We start from the raw sequence: 17,980 nt of genomic DNA, 5'->3' as shown, positions 1-17,980 counted from the left end.
ACTCCTCCTACCTTCACCGCACATCCATCGGCCGACAGTGTCGTAGGCCAGTAGGAGGTCGTGCTCGTGCGCCCCACCGCCGCCCGCCACCGCTCAACCACCCCTCTCACCGCGCTGGTTGCCCTCACCCTGTCCGCAAGTGCCCTCACGGCGTGCGGCAGTGGCTCCGGCAGCGACCCGGACACCGTACGGGTCTCCTTCAAGCAGTCCACGGACAACTCGATCCGCGTGATGGACGGGTATCTCGCGGACATGAAGAAGCAGTTCGAGAAGAAGTACCCGGGCAAGAAGATCGAACTCGTCCCGATCAAGGCCCCGGACTCGGAGTACTACACCAAGCTCCAGCAGATGCTCCGCTCCCCCAAGACCGCCCCGGACCTGGTCTACGAGGACACCTTCCTCATCAACTCCGACATCACCAGCGGGTACTTGAAGCCGCTGGACCCGTATCTCGCCAAGTGGCCGGACTGGAACCAGTTCATCGACACGGCGAAGACCGCGGCCAAGGCCGAGAACGGCAAGACGTACGGTGTCCCGGACGGCACCGACACCCGCGGCCTCTGGTTCGACAAGGGCATCTTCAAGAAGGCGGGCCTGCCCGCCGACTGGCAGCCGAAGAACTGGGACGAGGTCCTCGCCGCCGCCCGCACGATCAAGAAGAAGGTCCCGGGCGTCACCCCCCTCAACGTCTACACCGGCAAGCCCGCCGGTGAGGCCGCCACCATGCAGGGCTTCGAGATGCTCCTGTACGGCACCGGCGACGGCACCACGGACCCGCTCTACGACAAGTCCACCAAGAAGTGGATCGCCGGCGGCCAGGGCTTCAAGGACTCCCTCGACTTCGTCCACACGGTCTACCGGGAGAAGCTCGGCACCGACGTCGCCACCGCCCTCGACCCCAACATCCAGACCATCGTGGCCGGCGAGATGCTCCCCAAGCACAAACTGGGCATCGCCCTCGACGGCTCGTGGCTGCCGCAGGCCTGGCTGAAGGGCAGCGGCCACGAATGGCCCGAGTGGTCAAGCGAGTTGGGCCTCGCCCACATGCCCACCCAGCACGGCCAGGCCCCCGGCAAGGTGAGCATGTCCGGCGGCTGGACCTGGGCGATCCCCTCCAAGGCGTCCAACCCCGACCTGGCCTTCGACTTCATCAAGACGATGCAGACGAAGGCGAACGCCGAGAAGTGGTACATCACCAACTCCGGCATCTCGGTCCGCAAGGACGTGGCCGGCGACCCCGCGTACGCCAAGGCGCAGCCCGGCATCAAGTTCTTCACCGACCTGGTCGCCAGCACCCACTACCGGCCCGCCTATCCGGCGTACCCGAAGGTCTCCACGGCGATCCAGGAGGCGATGGAAGGCGTGACGACGGGTGACACGTCCGTCGACAAGGCGGCGAGCGGCTACGACGACGCGCTCAAGGACGCCACGGACAACCAGGTCGTCAAGAAGTGATCGGCGTCCACCACCGATGACCGCTGCGACACCGCGCACCGGGGCGGGCCTCGAGACCACCGAGGTCCCCCCGGGACCCCCGGCCCCCCGCAAGGCGCGGCACCCGCGAACTCCCGTCGCCCGCGGGCTGACCCGGGCCCTGCCGGTCGCCCCCGCCCTGGTCCTGCTGATCCTGTTCCTCGCGGGACCGATCGCCTACTGCGCCTACATCGCCTTCACCGACCTCCAGCTCACCGGCCAGGCCCACTCGTCGTTCGTCGGCCTCGCCAACTTCCGCAAGGCCTTCGGGGACGCGGAGTTCATCAACGCCGTATGGCTGACGCTCGTCTTCACGGTCGTCTCCTCGCTCCTCGGCCAGAACACCCTGGGCCTGGCCCTGGCGACGCTGATGCAGCGCGCCTCGAAGCCCGTCCGCACGCTGACCGGCGGCATCGTCATCACCGCGTGGGTCCTGCCGGAGGTCGTCGCCGGCTTCCTCCTCTACGCCTTCTTCCGCCGCGAGGGCACCCTGAACGCCATCCTGGACTGGCTCCATCTCCCGTCCCAGAACTGGCTGTTCACCCTGCCGATCCTGGCGGTGTCGTTCGCCAACGTGTGGCGCGGCACGGCCTTCTCGATGCTGGTCTACTCGGCCGCCCTGAACGAGATCCCCCAGGAGATCACCGAGGCCGCGGAGGTCGACGGCGCCGGCGGCTGGCGCCGTATGTGGCACATCACGCTGCCGATGATCCGCCGCTCCATCGGCACGAACCTGATGCTCAACACCCTCCAGACCCTCTCGGTCTTCGGGCTGATCTGGGTGATGACGAGGGGCGGTCCGGGCAACAAGAGCCAGACCCTCCCCCTGTTCATGTACGAACAGGCTTTCCAGAACAGCATGATCGGCTACGGCACCGCGGTCGCCCTGCTGCTGCTCCTGGTCGGCTCGCTGTTCTCCCTCGTCTATCTGCGCCTGCTGCGGACGGAGGTCTGACGGACACCATGGCCCTCACACTCGCCTCCCGCCGCAGAAGCCGCCGGCTGGCCGCCGACATCGGCCTGCTGGTGGTGGCAGCCGCCTTCGCGCTGCCGCTCGCCTGGGTGCTGCTGTCGTCGGTGGACCCGCACGCGGACCTCCGCGTGAAGGCCCCGGACGGCGTCACCTGGTCCAACTTCGACGCCATCCTCACCCAGGACATCACCTTCACACCGCTGCTGAACAGCCTGATCCTGTGCGGCGGCGGGACGCTGCTGACGGTGGTGTGCGCGGCCCTGGCCGCCTACCCGCTCTCGCGCTTCCGCTCCCGCCTGAACCGCCCCTTCCTGCTGACCGTCCTCTTCGCCACCAGCCTGCCCATCACGGCGATCATGGTGCCGGTGTACGCGCTGTTCGTGCAGGTGGACCTGATCGACACCATGCAGGGCACGATCCTGTTCTTCGCCGCCTCCCAACTGCCGTTCTCCATCTGGCTGATGAAGAACTTCATGGACGGTGTGCCGAAGGAGCTGGAGGAGGCGGCCTGGACCGACGGGGCGTCCCCGATGCAGTCCCTGGTCCGCATCGTCCTGCCCCTGATGGGCCCGGGCGTCGCGGTCGTGACCGTCTTCTCCTTCGTCCTGATGTGGGGGAACTTCTTCGTCCCCTTCATGCTCCTGCTCACCCCGGACCAGATGCCGGCGAGCGTGAGCATCAACGAGTTCTTCGGCAACCGCGGGATGGTGGCGTACGGGCAGCTGGCCGCGTTCTCGATCGTCTACTCGACGCCCGTGATCCTGCTGTACGTGCTGATCGCCCGGCGGCTGGGCAGCGGCTTCGCGCTGGGCGGGGCGGTCAAGGGGTGACGCCCGGCGGCACGACGTCAAAAATGAGCCGCGGGCCGCCGGGCTCCACCCGGCCGGCCGGCGGGCCTGCCGTGGCGCACTCGCCTTCGACGTCCGCCCGCACGGACGATTCGCGCCGCCTCCCGCTCGCGTCCCGCGTCATGAGATCCCTGAGGTCGGGGCGCCCACGGGCGTCCCGCATATGCCCTTCGAGCTTGACGTTCACACGTGCGCCTCCACGCCTACGGCCCGGCCGGAGGGCCCCGCCGCCCCATTCGGGTCACCGGAAGGCGATCTTCGAGCGAGGCCGCACGGACCGCACAGGTGGCCGAATCCGTACGTTCCTACAATCCGTGATCCTGGCCGAACAGACCGTAGTCAGGGCGTCACCACGCGCCTACGTTGGCCCGCGTGTTCCCACGTCCGACCCGCCCGAACCAGCCCGCCCCGCCCTTCGACGCCCTCGCCGCCCGCCGGCTGCGGGTCGCGCTCGCCATGGGTCCCGAGCACGTCGCCCACGGCCTGCGCACCTCGTACGGACTGCCGTACGTCACCGCGGACCTGGTCGTCGCCTGGGAACGCGGGCAGATCGCCCCTACCAGCCCCGAACTCGGGGCCCTTGCCGGGGTGTTGTGGTGCTCCCCCGGTGAACTCATCGGAAGGCCGCGCACCTTGCGCGAGCACCGCATCGCCCGCGGCCTCGCCCCCGAGGACGTCGCCCGCGCCGCCGGGCTCGAACTGCCCGCCTACCTCCACATGGAGGACAGCGTCTGGCGCGGCAACGAGCGCCAGTCCACCGCCCTCGCCGAGCTGCTGGAGCTGTCGGTCCCGGACTTCGTCACCGTCACCGGACGTGAGGCGAAGCTCGCCGAGATGCTCCACAGCGCGGTGACCACGCGCTGGCAGGCCTACGTCCGTCCCGTCGCGAAGACGGTGCCCCTGGACCGGCGGCTGCTGGAGGACTCCCTCCAGCAGTTGCACCAGGACTACCAGGGGCAGATGGTCGCCTCGCTGAACTGGGGCACCGGGAGCTCGGCGAGCGAGTCGGGCGACGCCGGGCGCGTTTTCCTGGACCGGATCGTCGACCACTTCTGGGCCGCCGTCCAGGACAACTCCGAGTAGGGACGGCGGGTCCGGGGGGCCGCCGGTCCGACACGGACGGCGGGTCCGACACGGACGGCGGGTCTAGAAGACCGACTCCGCCTCGTCCATCCGGTCCTTCGGCACCGTCTTCAGCTCGGTCACCGCCTCCGCGAGCGGCACCATCACGATGTCGGTGCCGCGCAGCGCGGTCATCCTGCCGAAAACGCCGCGGTGCGCCGCCTCCATCGCGTGCCAGCCGAAGCGGGTGGCGAGGACGCGGTCGTACGCGGTCGGGACGCCGCCGCGCTGGACGTGGCCGAGGATGACCGGCTTGGCCTCCTTGCCGAGCCGCCGCTCCAGCTCGTACGCCAGCGCCGTACCGATCCCCTGGAAGCGCTCGTGGCCGAACTGGTCGATCTCGCCGTGGCCGTAGTCCATGGTGCCCTCGGCGGGGTGGGCGCCCTCCGCCACGCACACGACCGCGAACTTCTTGCCGCGGGAGAAGCGCTCCTCGACCATCTTCACCAGGTGGGCGGGGTCGAAGGGCCGCTCGGGCAGGCAGATGCCGTGCGCGCCGGCCGCCATGCCGGACTCCAGCGCGATCCAGCCCGCGTGCCGGCCCATGACCTCGACGACCATCACGCGCTGGTGGGACTCGGCCGTGGTCTTCAGGCGGTCCATCGCCTCGGTGGCGACGCCGACCGCCGTGTCGAAGCCGAAGGTGCGGTCGGTGGAGGAGATGTCGTTGTCGATCGTCTTCGGGACGCCCACCACCGGCAGGCCGGCGTCGGACAGCATGCGCGCGGCCGTCAGCGTGCCCTCGCCGCCGATCGGGATGAGCGCGTCGATGCCGAAGGCCTCGACCATGTCCTCGGCCCGCTCGCACGCCTCGCGCAGCCGGTCCCGCTCCAGGCGGGAGGAGCCGAGGATGGTGCCGCCGCGGGCCAGGATGCCGCTGACCGATTCCAGGTCGAGGCTGCGGTAGCGCCCGTCCAGCAGGCCGGCGTAGCCGTCCTCGAAACCGATCACCTCGTCGCCGTAGTGGTCGACGGCGCGGTGCACGACCGATCGGATCACGGCGTTCAGGCCGGGGCAGTCGCCGCCTGCGGTGAGAACTCCGATGCGCATCGTGCTGTGTCTCCTGCTCGCTTTCGGTACCGGTGAGCCAGTCCGATTGTTTCATGTCCGGCACGGGGGCACCGACCCCGCCGGGCCGCCGTGCAAGGCCGCAGGTCCAGGCCGCGGGGGCCCGGGCTGATGGGCGCCATATCCAGCCACGGGGGTATTGTCAAGAACGTTCCGCTCACCCCGGTGGGCGATGTCGCGAGCCCTCACCCGACGCCAGACGCCAGACGAAACGGAGAGCACGCGTGACGCGCAGCGTGTACGTGACCGGAATCGACCGCGGCGACGGCCGCCAGATAGTCGAACTGGGGGTCATGGAGCTGCTGACCCGGCAGGTCGACCGGGTCGGGGTGTTCCGGCCGCTCGTCCACCACAGCCCTGATCGCCTCTTCGAGCTGCTGCGCTCCCGGTACCGGCTGTCCCAGGACCCGGCCACGGTCTACGGCATGGACTACCACGAGGCGTCCGCCCTCCAGGCCGAACAGGGCACGGACGAGCTGGTGTCGACCCTCGTCGACCGCTTCCACGAGGTCGCGCGCGACTACGAGGTGGTCCTCGTCCTCGGCACCGACTACGCGCACACCCAGCTTCCCGACGAGCTGTCCCTGAACGCCCGTCTCGCCAACGAGTTCGGGGCGTCCGTGATCCCCGTGGTCGGCGGCCGCGCGCAGAGTGCCGAGTCCGTGCTCGCCGAGACGCGCAACGCCTACCGGGCGTACGAGGGGCTGGGCTGCGACGTCCTCGCCATGGTGACCAACCTGGTCGCCCGTGACGACCGGGACGAGATCGCGCGGAGCCTCGACGCCCGGCTCCCGGTGCCGTGCTACGTCGTCCCGGACGAGCCCGCCCTCTCCGCGCCCACCGTCTCCCAGATCGCCCAGGCCCTCGGCGCCAAGGTGCTGCTCGGGGACGACGCGGGACTGGCGCGCGACGCCCTCGACTTCGTCTTCGGCGGCGCGATGCTGCCGAACTTCCTCGCCGCCCTGACCCCGGGCTGTCTGGTCGTCACCCCCGGGGACCGCGCCGACCTGGTCGTCGGCACGCTGGCCGCGCACAGCGCCGGCACCCCGCCGATCGCCGGCGTGCTGCTCACCCTGAACGAGGTGCCGAGCGACGAGGTCCTCACCCTCGCCGCCCGCCTCGCACCCGGCACCCCGGTCCTCTCGGTGGCCGGCAACAGCTTCCCGACCGCCGCCGAACTCTTCTCCTTGGAGGGGAAGTTGAACGCGGCCACGCCGCGCAAGGCGGAGACCGCGCTCGGCCTCTTCGAGCGTTACGTCGACACCGGTGACCTCCTCAAGCGGGTCTCCGCGCCCAGCAGCGACCGCCTCACGCCGATGATGTTCGAGCACAAGCTGCTGGAGCAGGCCCGCTCCGACAGGCGGCGGGTCGTCCTCCCGGAGGGCACCGAGGAGCGCGTCCTGCACGCCGCGGAGGTGCTGCTGCGCCGCAGGGTCTGCGACCTGACCCTCCTCGGCCCGGCCGAGCAGATCCGCAAGAAGGCCGCCGACCTCGGCATCGACCTGGGCGATACCCAGCTGATCGACCCCGCGACCAGCGAGCTGCGCGACTCCTTCGCCGAGAAGTACGCCCACTTCCGCGCCCACAAGGGCGTCACCGTCGAGCTGGCGTACGACGTCGTCTCCGACGTGAACTACTTCGGCACGCTGATGGTCGAGGAGGGGCTCGCCGACGGCATGGTCTCGGGTTCGGTGCACTCGACGGCCGCGACCATCCGGCCCGCCTTCGAGATCATCAAGACCAAGCCGGACACCGACATCGTCTCGTCCGTCTTCTTCATGTGCCTCGCCGACAAGGTCCTCGTCTACGGCGACTGCGCGGTGAACCCCGACCCGAACGCGGCGCAGCTGGCCGACATCGCCGTCCAGTCGGCCGCCACGGCGGCGCAGTTCGGGGTGGAGCCGCGGATCGCGATGCTGTCGTACTCGACGGGCACGTCCGGCACGGGCGCCGACGTCGACAAGGTGCGGGAGGCGACGGAACTGGTGCGCCGGCGGCGCCCCGACCTCATGACCGAGGGGCCGATCCAGTACGACGCCGCCGTGGAGCCGAGTGTGGCGGCCACCAAGCTGCCGGGCTCCCAAGTGGCGGGCCAGGCAACCGTGCTGATCTTCCCGGACCTGAACACGGGCAACAACACCTACAAGGCCGTGCAGCGTTCGGCCGGCGCCATCGCGGTCGGGCCGGTGCTGCAGGGCCTGCGCAAGCCGGTCAACGACCTGTCCCGGGGCGCCCTCGTCTCGGACATCGTCAACACCGTCGCCATCACGGCCGTCCAGGCCCAGAACTCGAACGAAGCCGTCCAGGCCCAGAACTCGAACGAAAGGGCTGCCGCCCAGTGAGCGCGTCCCGCGTCCTCGTCCTCAACTCCGGCTCCTCGTCGGTGAAGTACCAGCTCCTCGACATGCGGGAGGGGGGCCGGCTGGCCGCCGGCCTCGTCGAGCGGATCGGCGAGCAGACGTCGCGGCTGAAGCACACCTGCCTCGCCTCCGGCGACACCCGCGAGCGCTCCGGGCCGATCGCCGACCACGACGCGGCCCTGAAGGCGGTGGCCGAGGAGCTGGGACGGGACGGCCTGGGCCTGGACTCGCCGGATCTGGCGGCCATCGGGCACCGGGTGGTGCACGGCGGGATGTTCTTCACCGAGCCCACGGTGATCGACGACGAGGTGCTCGCGGAGATCGAGCGGCTGATCCCGGTCGCCCCGCTGCACAACCCGGCGAACCTCACCGGCATCCGCACCGCGCAGGCGCTGCGCCCCGACCTGCCCCAGGTCGCGGTCTTCGACACGGCGTTCCACACGACCATGCCGGAGTCCGCGGCCCGCTACGCCGTCGATCCGAAGGTCGCCGACCGGTACCGCATCCGCCGCTACGGCTTCCACGGCACCTCGCACGCCTATGTCTCGCGGGAGACGGCCCGGCTGCTCGGCAAGGACCCGTCCGAGGTGAACGTCATCGTGCTGCACCTGGGCAACGGCGCATCGGCGTCCGCGGTCGAGAAGGGCCGGTGCGTGGACACCTCCATGGGACTGACGCCTTTGGAGGGGCTGGTGATGGGTACGCGGTCCGGCGATTTGGATCCGGCCGTCATCTTCCATTTGGCCCGGGTTGGCAAAATGTCCATGGACGAGATCGACACTCTTCTCAACAAGAGGAGCGGTCTGTTCGGCCTGTGCGGCGACAACGACATGCGGGAGATCCGGCGCCGGATCGACGAAGGTGACGAAGAGGCGCAACTCGCCTTCGACATATACATTCACCGCCTGAAGAAGTACATCGGCGCCTTTTACGCCGTACTCGGCCGGGTGGACGCGATCGCGTTCACAGCGGGAGTCGGGGAGAACGCGAGTCCGGTGCGGGAGGCTGCCGTCGCGGGCCTGGAGGACCTGGGCCTTGCGGTGGACGGGGAACTGAACGCCGTACGCAGTGACGAACCGCGGCTGATCTCGCCGGCGCACGCGCGCGTGGCGGTCGCGGTGGTGCCGACCGACGAGGAACTGGAGATCGCCACACAGACCTACGAACTGGTCGCGAAGAACAGCTAGGCGACAACGGCTGAGGAATACACCGCAGTAACACGCCTGAGCGCGGACCCGCCCATTTGTATCTTCCGCCAGACGGAATATTCCGCGGCGAAACAAACCGATAGGATCGCCCCATGCGCCGTTCGAAAATCGTCTGCACTCTCGGCCCCGCGGTCGACTCACACGAAATGCTGGTCTCGATGATCGAGGCCGGAATGAACGTGGCCAGGTTCAACTTCAGCCACGGTACGCACGCCGAGCACCAGGCGCGGTACGACCGCGTCCGGGCCGCGTCCAAGGAAACCGGCCGGGCCATCGGTGTCCTGGCCGACCTGCAGGGCCCGAAGATCCGTCTGGAGACCTTCGCCGAAGGCCCGGTCGAGCTCGAGCGCGGTGACGAGTTCGTCATCACCGCCGAGGACGTCCCGGGCGACAAGTCCATCTGCGGCACGACGTACAAGGGCCTGCCCGGTGACGTCGACCGCGGCGACCAGATCCTGATCAACGACGGCAACGTCGAGCTCAAGGTCCTGGACGTCGACGGTCCGCGGGTCAGGACGATCGTCATCGAGGGCGGTGTCGTCTCCGACCACAAGGGCATCAACCTGCCCGGCGCGGCCGTCAACGTGCCCGCGCTGAGCGAGAAGGACGTCGAGGACCTCCGCTTCGCGCTGCGCATGGGCTGCGACATGGTCGCGCTGTCCTTCGTGCGGGACGCCAGGGACGTGGCCGACGTCCACAAGGTGATGGACGAGGAGGGCCGCCGGGTCCCCGTCATCGCCAAGGTGGAGAAGCCGCAGGCGGTGGACAACATGGAGGACGTCGTGATGGCGTTCGACGCCGTCATGGTGGCCCGCGGCGACCTGGCCGTCGAGTACCCGCTCGAGAAGGTCCCGATGGTGCAGAAGCGCCTCATCGAGCTGTGCCGCCGCAACGCCAAGCCGGTGATCGTGGCGACCCAGATGATGGAGTCGATGATCACCAACTCCCGTCCCACGCGCGCCGAGGCGTCCGACGTCGCCAACGCGATCCTGGACGGCGCCGACGCCGTCATGCTGTCCGCCGAGTCGAGCGTGGGCGCCTACCCGGTCGAGACCGTGAAGACGATGTCGAAGATCGTCGCCGCGGCAGAGGAGGAGCTGCTGAGCAAGGGCCTGCAGCCGCTCGTGCCGGGCAAGAAGCCGCGGACGCAGGGTGGTTCGGTCGCGCGCGCCGCGTGCGAGATCGCCGACTTCCTGGGCAGCACGGGCCTGGTGGCCTTCACCCAGTCCGGCGACACCGCCCGCCGGCTGTCGCGCTACCGCGCGCAGCAGCCGATCATCGCCTTCACCACCGACGAGGACACCCGCAACCAGCTGACGCTCAGCTGGGGCGTGGAGTCACACGTGGTGCAGTTCGTGAACACCACGGACGAGATGGTCGACATGGTCGACCAGGAGATCGCGAAGATCAACCGGTTCCACCCGGGCGAGATCGTCATCATCACCGCCGGCTCGCCCCCCGGCGTCCCCGGCACCACCAACATGCTCCGCGTCCACCACATCGGCGGCGTCAGCAACTGACGGACCCGCAAAGGGCCTTGACGGCCCCTCTACGGCGCTGAGGGCGCCCCCTGCGACAGGGGGCGCCCTCAGCGCTTGTGCGGCTCCCGAACGGGCCTGTGGTGGTGCTCAGCCGGTTCCGTCGGTCGTGTACACGTGCATACCGGGCACGTGCAGGGTTCCGCCGAACTGCGCGGCCTGGACGACCTTCACGTTGGTGAAGTAGATCAGCGGGATGTTCAGCGGCGGCGGGCTGTCCGGGCTGAACGTGATCGGGATCAGACCGAAGAGGTTCCCGGAGATGGACTCCGTGTACATCGTCGTGTCGCCGTCGCGGATCGTGGACGTCGTACCCGAGCCGGCCTGCACGTGGTAGGTCTTGCCCTGCTGCTTGTCCTTGACCGTCTGGTGCAGGTCGCCGATGTCGGTCCCGCCGGAGATGACGTACTTCAGCACCTTCTTGGTGGTGCCGTTGGCCGTCTTCACCTGGACGACACCCTGGTAGTCGGCGCCCTTCAGCAGCAGCGAGCTGGCGTTCAGGTACCAGGGGTCGTCCGCCACCGGCACCTTGTTGTCGACGCCGCTCTGGTCGTCCGTGGCGGTGGGGCAGTTCCCCGCGTCCGCGCTGGAGCTCGGCGAGGGGCTCGCCGTGGAGGTGGCCGAGTCGGCCGCCTTCTGGGCCGCCTTGGTGGCGTCGTCGGCCGCCTTGGACACCTTGTCGGTCGTGTCCTTCACGGTGCCGTCGACCGTGTCGGTGACCTTCTTGGTCGTGTCCTTGACGGTGCCCGCGAGGCCACCGCCCGACGTGTCCGAGGACGACGAGTCCTTGCTCGCGCTCGCACTCGGCGAGGCGGTCGCGGACGGCGTCGCGCTCGTGCTCGACGAGGAGCTGCCGCCGCCCAGCAGGCTGCCGAGCGCGTCACCGACGCCGCTCAGCAGACCACCGTCGCTGCTCGCGGACGCCGAGGGGCTCGGCGAGGCGGTGTCACCGCTCGACGTGTCCTTCGAACCGTCCGTGGCGGACGGCGTGGGCGTCGCCTTGTCGGCCGAACCGGAGTCCGACGACGAGGACTTGTCCGTGGAGCCCGAGGAGGTCTTGGAGGAGTCCTTCGACGCGTCCGCGGTGGACGAGGGCGACGGGGTCGCCTTGTCCGTGCTCTCCGAGGCGGACGGCGACGGTGAGGCCGACGCGTCGTCGCCCAGTGCGGCCACGCAGTCCTTGTACTCGTCCGCGGTGAGGCTCTTGGCCGTCGGGGACGGCGAGCCGCCACTGTCCGCGAGTGCGAGCGAGGACGTGAAGCCCATGCCCACGATGACCGCCGTCGGCATCGCCGCCATGGCTATCGCCTTGCCGGCCGGCATGTGGAACCTGGTGAACAGCGGCTTCCTGGGGGCCGCGTGGCGCGGCCCGGATCTCACACGGGACTCGTCCACATCAGCCCCGTGGATCACCTTGTCAGCCGGCACTGTGCCTCCCGTTCGCCCCGTTGGCCGGGCTCGTTCCTGACAGATCGTTCGGCGCGCCCACCACGGGCTTGAGGATGGTGGTGTCCGGGTCCGTGGCCGCGGGGGCACCGCCCGTCGCCGGGGTGTCCTCCCGCGCCTCGTCGGCGGGCGGCTCTCCCGGGGCCCAGGCCACGGCCATCGCCCCGCCGATCAACGCGAGCAGGAAGCCCATCAGGAAGCCGCCGATGTTGGACACCGGGATGGAGACCAGCCCCAGCAGGATCGCCGCGATGCCCGCGAACGTGCGCACGTGCTTCTGGAACCACAGGCTGAAGCCCAGGACGACCAGCAGCACGCCGATGATCAGCGATCCTGCACCCGCGGTGGTGGCCATCGCCAGCGTCAGGTGTCCCACCTGGAGGTGGGCGTAGGGGAAGTAGGCGATGGGGAGTCCGGCGAGCATGACGAACAGACCGGCCCAGAACGGCCGCTCGCCCCGCCAGGCGCGGAACTGCACCCTCCGGCGACTGAACTGGCCGGCGGGCTCGGCAGGAGTCTCGGCGCTCATGGAATACAGCTCCCTGGTGCGGCTTTGCTGTGGTGGTGGTGCTGTGGTGGTGGGTTGTACAGCGTGTGAAGAAAGTGCTGGAAGGTTGACGGGCGGGGGCGCCATCGGCTCCCCCGCCCGTCACGACATGCTTAGAAGCACTCGTGGGTGCCCGTCTGCACGGACATCTTCAGCCCGCTGAGCTTGAAGGTTCCGGCAGTGGTGGCCCACGCCGTCTGCTTCACGCCGGACAGCGTGGCCGAGTCGGCCTGCTGCGCGAATCCGTACGGGTTCGCGGTGTCACCGCTGTGAATGCCAGGACCCTTGGTGGCGTCCTTGGCGGCCACACCGATGTCGATGTTCTTGAACGTCGCGTCGGCGCTCAGGTCATCGAGGTCGATGTAGAGGTTGTCGGCCTCCACCGGCGTGCTGCCGCCGCCGGCCTTCAGAACAAGGCTGACACTGCCGATCAGCGGGATGTCCGGGGTGACGACGGACTGGCACAGACCCTTGATGGTCGCGGACTTGAACGCCGAGACCGCGACCGGGTGAGCCGTCTTCTTGCCGTCGAGGGTGTACCCCGAGTCAATGGCACCGTACTGAGAGAAACCGGTGCCGGTCAGCTGGTCGGCCGTCACCTTGAACTGCTGGCCGGACACGCTGAACGACGCGGCGAGAGCGCCCTGCGCGAGGGCGACACCTATCGCGGCCGTAGCGGCGACGCTGGGCACCATGACCACAGCGAACCGCTTCCATCTGGTCCCGCCACGCACCTGGGACTCCATATTTCCTCCTTCTCGGACGTACATCTCCTGCTCCCGACCGCCACTGGTCGCGGCTCGATCGGGCAGGGATGGGAGAAGTGCTACGTCCTCGGGAAGGAGAGCGCCCGCACTCGGAGGCGCGAACCGCGCACCGATACCGGCGATCACCCCCGAGCGACAACCACTGGTCGCGCCTGACACGCATCACGCACAACCTTGCTGGACAGGCTTCGCCGGGCGGGCGAAGACCCCCCTGCCCAAGAGCCGGCGCCAGTGACGCCGTCTCTGCTCGGTGGGGACCCAGGGAACTCGCGCAACCCAACCGGCTGTCGGGGTACGTGAATGGACCGAGCGTCGCCGATCGTGGTGCATTCTCGCCGCCCGCACAAGGGGCTTCGTTACTCGGTAGTAACGGCCGGATAACCGAAGGACGACCCACAGGTCTCGGGCGGCGACGGAGGGTGCAGCCAGGGGCCGAGACAAAACCGTTGATCATTGGACAGAATCCGACAGATCAACGCCCAAAACTTACTGGCAGTAACAGCGGCCGCGTTTACCAAGATTTGGTAAAGCGCGGCCGCACTGACGTTCCATCGGCAAATCTTTCACTTGGGCATCACATGCCCCGGCGTTTAGCGACTGGTCAGAACCGGCCTGTCACCCTGCTAGAACAGTGCACGCGCGAGTGCTCTGCGTGACATCGCCACCCTTGGATCATCAGTCCCGACGACCTCGAAGAGCTCCAGCAGTCGCACGCGTACCGCGTCCCGGTCGTCACCGGCCGTGCGCCGGATCGTGTCGATGAGCCGCCCGAAGGCGTCCTCCACATGGCCGCCGACCAGATCCAGGTCCGCCGCGACGATCTGCGCCCGGGCGTCGGCCGGCTTGTCCGCGGCGTCCCTGCGCACCTGCTGGGGGTCCAGGCCCTGCACCCGCTGGAGCAACTCGGCCTGGGCGAGCCCCAGTTTTGCCTCCGGGTTGCCCGGGTCGTCACTCAGTACGTTCTTGTACGCCTGCACCGCGCCGGCGAGGTCCCCTGAATCCAGGGCCTGCACGGCCGCCTCGAGGAGCGCGTCGTACGGCCCCGCGGGCGGCGCGACCTCGACCTCGGGCTGGGCGCCGCCCGGCTCGGCCTCGGGGTCGACCGCCAGGCCGGTCAGCCCGAAGCGCTGCTCGGCGACCTGCACCAACTGGTCCAGGGTCTGGCGGATCTGGGCCTCGCTCGCGGCCCCCTGGAAGAGCGGCAGCGCCTGACCGGCGACGACCGCGAAGACAGCCGGGATGCCCTGGATCCCGAACTGCTGCATCAACATCTGATTGGCGTCGACGTCGACCTTTGCGAGTAGAAAGCGCCCGTCGTACTCGACGGCGAGCCGTTCCAGGACGGGGCTCAACTGCTTGCAGGGCTCGCACCACTCGGCCCAGAAGTCGATGACGACGGGTACCTCGGTGGAGCGCTGCAGGACGTCGCGCTCGAATCCGGCCTCGTCGACGTCGATCACCAGGTCGGCCGGGGAGACGGCGCCCGGGCCGCCGCCCTGCCGTACCGCTTCCGCGCGGGCCTGCTCCGCCTTCGCCTTGGCCTCCTGGGCCGCCTTCACCGCGGCGAGGTCGACGACTCCGCTCATGGACATGTTCCGTGGCTGCATGCGCCTATCCTCCCCCGTCCGCCCGCGGTGTGTGAAAAGCCATGTGAAAGCCGGTCGTACTGCGCTGTGTCCGGCGCCGGGTCCCCACCCCGCGCCACGCCAGTGGTTTCGCTACGAGTCGTAGCGTAATGGCACCGGGTGCCTCCCCGCGACCACCCCCCGGTGATCTCCCTCACGGCGTCACGACAACCGCCGGTTATGGTCGATGGATGCAGAGCCGCACTCCCGCCCCACGCGCCTCAGGACGCCCGCGCAGCGCCGAGGCCGATGCCGCGATCCTCGCGGCCACGCGGGAGGCGCTGGTGGAGCTGGGGTGGTCCAAGCTCACGCTCGGAGACGTGGCGACGCGCGCCGGGGTCGCGAAGACGACCCTCTACCGCCGCTGGGCGGGCAAGAACGAGCTGGTGGTCGACGCGGTGGCGGAGCTCTTCGACGAGCTCGTGCTGCCCGACCGCGGCACCCTGGCCGCCGACATCGAGGGCGTGGTCCTGCAGTTCGCGGCGATCCTGGCGCGCCCGGAGGCCAGGAGCGGACTGATGGCGGTGGTCGCGGAGGCCACCCGTGACGAGGCCCTGCGCGAGCGCATCCGCGACTCGATCGTCACCCGTCAGAAACGGCTGGTTCTGGAGGGTCGCGCCCGCGCCCAGATCCGCGGCGAACTCCCCCCGGAGACCGACCCGTCGGAGGCGGCGCGCACGGTCGACCTGATCTTCGACGTGGTGGCGGGCGCGGTGGTCCACCGCACGCTGGTCAGCGCGGAACCGGCGGACGAGGAATGGGTGCGCGGCTTCACGCGCGTACTTCTGCTGGGGCTGACGGGCGCATAACTCTCTTCTGGCGTGCGCCCGCCGCCCCAGCCCCTGTGCCGGGCGCCTCAGAAGCCCGCGGGCTCCGTGTACACGCCCCACTCGTCCCGCAGCACCCCGCAGATCTCGCCCAGAGTGGCTTCCGCGCGCACCGCGTCCAGCATCGGCCCGATCATGTTCGACCCGTCCCGCGCGGCGGCGAGCATGCCGTCCAGCGCCGTACGCACCGCGGTCTCGTCCCGGGCGGACTTACGGGCGGCCAGCACCCGCACCTGCTCGCGCTCGACCTCGTGGCTGACGCGCAGGATCTCCAGGTCGCCGGTGACCGATCCGTGGTGGACGTTCACACCCACGACCCTCTTGTCGCCCTTCTCCAGGGCACGTTGGTACTGGAAGGCCGACTCGGCGATCTCCCCGGTGAACCACCCGTCCTCGATCCCGCGCAGAATCCCGGAGGTGATCGGCCCGATCGGGTGCTTCCCGTCCGGGTGCGCCCGCAGGCCCCGCTCCCTTATCTGCTCGAAGATCTTCTCCGCGTCCGCCTCGATCCGGTCCGTCAGCTGCTCGACGAACCACGAACCACCCAGTGGATCCGCGACGTTGGCGACCCCTGTCTCCTCCATCAGCACCTGCTGCGTACGCAGCGCGATCTCCGCCGCCTGCTCGCTCGGCAGCGCGAGGGTCTCGTCCAGGGCGTTGGTGTGCAGCGAGTTGGTCCCGCCGAGCACCGCCGCCAGCGCCTCCACGGCCGTACGCACGACGTTGTTGTACGGCTGCTGCGCGGTCAGCGAGACACCGGCGGTCTGCGTGTGGAAGCGCAGCCACTGCGCCTTCTCGCTCTGCGCCCCGTACACGTCCCGCATCCAGCGTGCCCAGATGCGCCGGGCCGCACGGAACTTGGCGATCTCCTCGAAGAAGTCGACGTGCGCGTCGAAGAAGAAGGACAGCCCGGGTGCGAACACGTCGACGTCCAGGCCGCGGCTGAGCCCCAGCTCCACGTACCCGAACCCGTCGGCCAGCGTGTAGGCCAGCTCCTGCGCGGCCGTCGAACCGGCCTCGCGGATGTGGTAGCCGGAGACGGACAGCGGCTTGTAGGCGGGGATGCCGGCGGCGCAGTGCTCCATCAGGTCGCCGATCAGGCGCAGATGGGGCTCCGGCTGGAAGAGCCACTCCTTCTGCGCGATGTACTCCTTGAAGATGTCCGTCTGGAGCGTGCCGTTGAGCACGGCGGGGTCCACGCCCTGCCGCTCGGCCGCGACCAGGTACATGCAGAAGACGGGCACGGCCGGTCCGCTGATGGTCATCGACGTGGTCACGTCGCCCAGCGGGATGTCCTTGAACAGGACCTCCATGTCGGCCGCGGAGTCGATGGCCACCCCGCAGTGCCCGACCTCGCCGAGCGAGCGCGGGTCGTCGGAGTCGCGGCCCATGAGCGTCGGCATGTCGAAGGCGACGGACAGGCCCCCGCCGCCGTTGCCGAGGATCATCTTGTAGCGTTCGTTGGTCTGCTCGGCGTTCCCGAATCCGGCGAACTGCCGGATGGTCCACGTCCGCCCCCGGTATCCGGTCGGATACAGCCCGCGCGTGAAGGGGTACTCCCCCGGCCAGCCGATCCGCTCGAACCCGTCGTACGCGTCCCCTGGCCGGGGTCCGTACACGGGGTCCACGGGGTCTCCGGAGAGCGTGGTGAAGTCGGCCTCTCGCTTGCGCGAAGCGTCGTACCGGGCCTGCCAGCGGCGGCGGCCCTCCTCGATGGCGTCAGCGTCCATACAATCCAATTTACTTGGACGTCCTAGTAAATGTCGAGGTAGTAGGACGTCCGACTAAATCATCCAGGGCATCCGCTGTACGCACACAGGCGTACGGCGGGGTGGAAATCAGGCCTTGGCGACCGCGGGGGCCGTGTCGGCGGTCTTGGCCTCCAGCTCGTGGCTGACCTTCCGCTCGACGAAGAAGGCGGCCGTCGGGATCGTGCCCGCGAGCAGGACCCACAGCTGCTTGCCGACCGGCCACTTCGCCTTGGAGCCCAGGTCGAAGGCGAAGACCAGGTAGATCACGTAGAGCCAGCCGTGCGCGATGGCGACGACGCGGGTGAAGTCCGCGGCACCGTCGATGTCCAGGCCGTACTTGGCGATCATGCTCAGGCACAGCAGGACCAGCAGGACACCGGTGACGTAGGCCATGACGCGATAGCGGGTCAGCACGCTCTTCTTCATG

General features: G+C 69.3%; 15 protein-coding genes. 8 read left to right on the top strand and 7 right to left on the bottom strand.

Features of this window, described 5'->3' with window-relative positions:
* Positions 1–60 precede the first annotated feature (60 nt).
* The 4 genes from ACGFYN_RS36245 (at position 61) to ACGFYN_RS36230 (ending at position 4,377) form a co-directional block, all read left to right on the top strand.
* Positions 61–1,455, top strand: a complete 1,395-nt coding sequence (locus ACGFYN_RS36245; protein ID WP_393870198.1) for an extracellular solute-binding protein — start codon at positions 61–63, stop codon at positions 1,453–1,455.
* Positions 1,456–1,471: 16 nt separating this feature from the next.
* Positions 1,472–2,428: a carbohydrate ABC transporter permease gene (locus ACGFYN_RS36240; RefSeq protein ID WP_393870197.1), complete on the top strand. Its 957-nt coding sequence runs from the start codon at positions 1,472–1,474 to the stop codon at positions 2,426–2,428.
* Positions 2,429–2,436: 8 nt separating this feature from the next.
* Positions 2,437–3,276: a carbohydrate ABC transporter permease gene (locus tag ACGFYN_RS36235; protein WP_393870196.1), complete on the top strand. Its 840-nt coding sequence runs from the start codon at positions 2,437–2,439 to the stop codon at positions 3,274–3,276.
* Between the two features lie 390 nt (positions 3,277–3,666).
* Positions 3,667–4,377 (top strand): helix-turn-helix domain-containing protein, encoded by a 711-nt coding sequence (locus tag ACGFYN_RS36230; protein ID WP_393870195.1) that lies wholly within the window; start codon positions 3,667–3,669, stop codon positions 4,375–4,377.
* A gap of 63 nt (positions 4,378–4,440) precedes the next feature.
* On the opposite strand, the gene ACGFYN_RS36225 is transcribed toward ACGFYN_RS36230, so the two are convergent.
* A complete protein-coding gene (locus ACGFYN_RS36225) occupies positions 4,441–5,466 on the bottom strand; it encodes an ATP-dependent 6-phosphofructokinase (RefSeq protein WP_393870194.1) in 1,026 nt (341 codons plus the stop codon).
* A 242-nt stretch (positions 5,467–5,708) separates the two neighbouring features.
* On the opposite strand from ACGFYN_RS36225, the gene pta reads away from it, so the two are divergent.
* The 3 genes from pta (at position 5,709) to pyk (ending at position 10,572) form a co-directional block, all read left to right on the top strand.
* Positions 5,709–7,826 carry a phosphate acetyltransferase gene (gene pta, locus ACGFYN_RS36220; protein ID WP_393870193.1) on the top strand — a complete coding sequence of 706 codons (2,118 nt, stop codon included), beginning with the start codon at positions 5,709–5,711 and terminating at the stop codon, positions 7,824–7,826.
* Positions 7,823–9,031 (top strand): acetate kinase, encoded by a 1,209-nt coding sequence (locus ACGFYN_RS36215; RefSeq protein WP_393870192.1) that lies wholly within the window; start codon positions 7,823–7,825, stop codon positions 9,029–9,031. The genes pta and ACGFYN_RS36215 overlap by 4 nt, the downstream gene beginning before the upstream one ends.
* Before the next feature lie 113 nt (positions 9,032–9,144).
* A complete protein-coding gene (gene pyk, locus ACGFYN_RS36210) occupies positions 9,145–10,572 on the top strand; it encodes a pyruvate kinase (protein ID WP_393870191.1) in 1,428 nt (475 codons plus the stop codon).
* 108 nt (positions 10,573–10,680) lie between these two features.
* Here pyk and ACGFYN_RS36205 read toward each other — a convergent pair whose 3' ends face one another.
* The 4 genes from ACGFYN_RS36205 to ACGFYN_RS36190 form a co-directional block, all read right to left on the bottom strand.
* Positions 10,681–12,018: a hypothetical protein gene (locus ACGFYN_RS36205; RefSeq protein ID WP_393870190.1), complete on the bottom strand. Its 1,338-nt coding sequence runs from the start codon at positions 12,016–12,018 to the stop codon at positions 10,681–10,683.
* A complete protein-coding gene (locus tag ACGFYN_RS36200; RefSeq protein WP_393870189.1) occupies positions 12,008–12,565 on the bottom strand; it encodes a DUF6114 domain-containing protein in 558 nt (185 codons plus the stop codon). Before ACGFYN_RS36200 ends, ACGFYN_RS36205 begins: the two co-directional genes overlap by 11 nt.
* A 131-nt stretch (positions 12,566–12,696) precedes the next feature.
* Positions 12,697–13,329, bottom strand: a complete 633-nt coding sequence (locus ACGFYN_RS36195; protein WP_393870188.1) for a DUF6230 family protein — start codon at positions 13,327–13,329, stop codon at positions 12,697–12,699.
* A 644-nt stretch (positions 13,330–13,973) separates the two neighbouring features.
* Complete coding sequence (locus ACGFYN_RS36190) at positions 13,974–14,957, bottom strand: tetratricopeptide repeat protein (protein WP_393870187.1); 984 nt, start codon at positions 14,955–14,957, stop codon at positions 13,974–13,976.
* 209 nt (positions 14,958–15,166) lie between these two features.
* On the opposite strand from ACGFYN_RS36190, the gene ACGFYN_RS36185 reads away from it, so the two are divergent.
* Positions 15,167–15,784 carry a TetR/AcrR family transcriptional regulator gene (locus ACGFYN_RS36185; protein ID WP_393870186.1) on the top strand — a complete coding sequence of 206 codons (618 nt, stop codon included), beginning with the start codon at positions 15,167–15,169 and terminating at the stop codon, positions 15,782–15,784.
* Between the two features lie 47 nt (positions 15,785–15,831).
* Here the strand turns inward: ACGFYN_RS36185 and ACGFYN_RS36180 are convergent, their stop codons facing one another.
* Together ACGFYN_RS36180 and ACGFYN_RS36175 are read right to left on the bottom strand one after the other, a co-directional pair.
* Positions 15,832–17,532, bottom strand: coding sequence for a methylmalonyl-CoA mutase (locus ACGFYN_RS36180; protein ID WP_393870185.1), 1,701 nt, complete (start codon positions 17,530–17,532; stop codon positions 15,832–15,834).
* Between the two features lie 108 nt (positions 17,533–17,640).
* Positions 17,641–17,979, bottom strand: a complete 339-nt coding sequence (locus ACGFYN_RS36175; protein WP_393870184.1) for a DUF3817 domain-containing protein — start codon at positions 17,977–17,979, stop codon at positions 17,641–17,643.
* Between the last annotated feature and the right edge of the window lies 1 nt (position 17,980).

The sequence above is a fragment of the Streptomyces sp. NPDC048419 genome, assembly GCF_043200415.1.
GTDB lineage: Bacteria > Actinomycetota > Actinomycetes > Streptomycetales > Streptomycetaceae > Streptomyces.
Note: the sequence above shows the minus strand (reverse complement) of the source record. Positions and strands in the feature narration are given on the sequence as shown.

What these genes read in the sequence shown, in the direction of transcription:
- ACGFYN_RS36190 (WP_393870187.1), bottom strand. Translation starts at nt 14,957, where the DNA reads ATGCAGCCACGGAACATGTCCATGAGCGGAGTCGTCGACCTCGCCGCG.
- ACGFYN_RS36235 (WP_393870196.1), top strand. Translation starts at nt 2,437, where the DNA reads ATGGCCCTCACACTCGCCTCCCGCCGCAGAAGCCGCCGGCTGGCCGCC.
- ACGFYN_RS36240 (WP_393870197.1), top strand. Translation starts at nt 1,472, where the DNA reads ATGACCGCTGCGACACCGCGCACCGGGGCGGGCCTCGAGACCACCGAG.
- ACGFYN_RS36200 (WP_393870189.1), bottom strand. Translation starts at nt 12,565, where the DNA reads ATGAGCGCCGAGACTCCTGCCGAGCCCGCCGGCCAGTTCAGTCGCCGG.
- ACGFYN_RS36225 (WP_393870194.1), bottom strand. Translation starts at nt 5,466, where the DNA reads ATGCGCATCGGAGTTCTCACCGCAGGCGGCGACTGCCCCGGCCTGAAC.
- ACGFYN_RS36195 (WP_393870188.1), bottom strand. Translation starts at nt 13,329, where the DNA reads ATGGAGTCCCAGGTGCGTGGCGGGACCAGATGGAAGCGGTTCGCTGTG.
- ACGFYN_RS36180 (WP_393870185.1), bottom strand. Translation starts at nt 17,532, where the DNA reads ATGGACGCTGACGCCATCGAGGAGGGCCGCCGCCGCTGGCAGGCCCGG.
- ACGFYN_RS36185 (WP_393870186.1), top strand. Translation starts at nt 15,167, where the DNA reads ATGCAGAGCCGCACTCCCGCCCCACGCGCCTCAGGACGCCCGCGCAGC.
- pyk (WP_393870191.1), top strand. Translation starts at nt 9,145, where the DNA reads ATGCGCCGTTCGAAAATCGTCTGCACTCTCGGCCCCGCGGTCGACTCA.
- ACGFYN_RS36175 (WP_393870184.1), bottom strand. Translation starts at nt 17,979, where the DNA reads ATGAAGAAGAGCGTGCTGACCCGCTATCGCGTCATGGCCTACGTCACC.